The organism is Streptomyces sp. NPDC002773 (assembly GCF_040295605.1).
Classification (GTDB): domain Bacteria; phylum Actinomycetota; class Actinomycetes; order Streptomycetales; family Streptomycetaceae; genus Streptomyces.
In genome coordinates, this window is record NZ_JBEOVO010000077.1 from 1 (window position 1) to 2,000 (window position 2,000).

Consider the following 2,000-nt stretch of genomic DNA (forward strand, 5'->3'; position numbering starts at 1 on the left):
TCCCGAAAAACGCGACCCACTGGTCGACGCGCTCGATGGCGAAGGAACTGGGCCTGTCGCAGTCGACCGTGTCGCGGATCTGGCGGGCATTCGGTCTGCAGCCGCACCGCTCGGAGACGTTCAAGCTGTCGACGGATCCGTACTTCGTCGACGAAGTCCATGACGTCGTCGGGCTCTATCTGGACCCGCCCGAGCGGGCCCTGGTCTTCTGCGTGGACGAGAAGTCACAGATCCAGGCCCTGGACCGCTCTCAGCCGGTGCTGCCGATGATGCCCGGAGTTCCGCAACGCGTCACGCACGACTACGTCCGCGCCGGCACCACCACTCTGTTCGCTGCTCTGGAGGTGGCCACCGGTAAAGTGATCGGCTCCCTGCACCGGCGCCACCGGGCCGAAGAGTTCAAGAAGTTCCTCATCAAGCTCGACAAGGAAGTCCCGGACAGCCTCGCAGTCCACCTGGTGCTCGACAACTACGCCACCCACAAGACCCCGGCCATCAAGACCTGGCTGCTGGCTCACCCCCGGTTCCACCTGCACTTCACGCCGACCGGGTCGTCCTGGCTCAACCTGGTGGAGCGGTGGTTCGCCGAGCTGACGAACAAACAGATACGGCGAGGCGCCCACAAGACCGTCCAAGCCCTGGAGCAGGACATCCGCGACTGGATCGCCGCATGGAACACCGATCCCAAGCCCTACGTCTGGACCAAGACGGCGGACGAGATCCTCGAACGTCTCGCCTCCTATCTGAACAGAATTCCCCACTCAGAAGACTAGGGTCGCTTCGGGTCCCCGCTCGGGGTGAGTGTCCACGAGCCGCGCGACCGGACGTACAGAAGGGCGGGCTTCTTCGGCGTGACGGCTGCCGCCGTAAATGCCCCGGTCCCCTCGCACAGGAGCTCCCCGGGCCGGAAGTCCGCCCGGAGGGCGTGCAGCGAGAAGGCGGACCCGTCGTGCTGGGTGACCTGCAGCGGCTCCCGGCCGCCGGGATGCCGCAGGACGTACGAGCCGGTCGAGCCCACCTCCCCCATCAGGAGCGGGATCTTCTCCGGCGGGTGCAACCAGATCCGCCACCCCCGCCGAGTGTGCATCTCCAGGTGGATCGTGTCCCGGCCGTCGGCGGGGACCGGGACGACCGCCCGCGTGAGCGAGGAGCCGTGCGTGAGGATCTGCTGGGGCAGCTCGTCGTCGCCGCGCGGGCTGGTCAGCTCGACCCATGAGTCGGCCGCCCGCTCCAGGTGGACCACGAGCAGCGCGGGCTCGCGCGGGTCGATACGGCTCAGCTGGACGCCCGTGTCGCCACGGTTCTCCCGACGCTGCCGCGTTCCCGTGTGCGCGGGCCATGTCCCGTATGGGTCCGCGGGGGTGGGCGGGGAAAGAGTCGGGGCCGCCTCGGCCGATCCGTGCCCGCGGCGTCCCTTCGTACGGGACACGGGTCGCGGGTCCGGTGCCCGCTCCCGCAGGCCGCTCTCGATCGGCGGCCGTCCCTCCGCCAGGCGTACGGCATCGGCGGCGCAGACGGCGACCGTCCGCGCGGCGCCCCCGGCGGGGGCCCAGCGGACCTTCTCGGCCGACCGCCCATGACGGGGATCGAAGAAGCAGAGGGGAAGCCGATGGGGGCGTGGCAGGCCCGCGACGGCGGCGTCCACGCAGGCCAGCGCGTGGCGCCCCTCGTCGAGGGCCCGCAGCACGTCGGCGGCGTCCCGCAGGTTCCGGTCGCCGACGAAGTCCCGCTTGGCCCGCTCATACGCGTCCAGCGCCCGCTGGTAGTCGGCGAGGAGCCGGGAGCTGTGCACATGGTGGTCCGGCAGGAAGGGATGCCCGGCAAGCGCCTCCCCGAACGCGGTGATCTCCGCCTCGACCCGGGCCAGTTCGTCCGCGCGCTCGCTCGCACGCCCGCTTCCCCGGAACAGGCCGGTGATCGCTCCCACTATGCCGTCAGTCACGCGGGCGATCGTAATCGCCGCCGCACGCCCCGGACAGTGCGTCCGTCGGGAGCGGTGG

General features: G+C 70.3%; 2 protein-coding genes. One reads left to right on the forward strand and one right to left on the reverse strand.

The window, feature by feature from the left end:
- Positions 1-773, forward strand: a 773-nt coding sequence (locus ABT034_RS35215) for an IS630 family transposase (RefSeq protein WP_351221183.1), incomplete at its 5' end; no start/stop codon positions are given.
- On the opposite strand, the gene ABT034_RS35220 is transcribed toward ABT034_RS35215, so the two are convergent.
- Positions 770-1,942 (reverse strand): hypothetical protein, encoded by a 1,173-nt coding sequence (locus tag ABT034_RS35220; protein WP_351221184.1) that lies wholly within the window; start codon positions 1,940-1,942, stop codon positions 770-772. The genes ABT034_RS35215 and ABT034_RS35220 overlap by 4 nt on opposite strands.
- Positions 1,943-2,000: the final 58 nt, after the last annotated feature.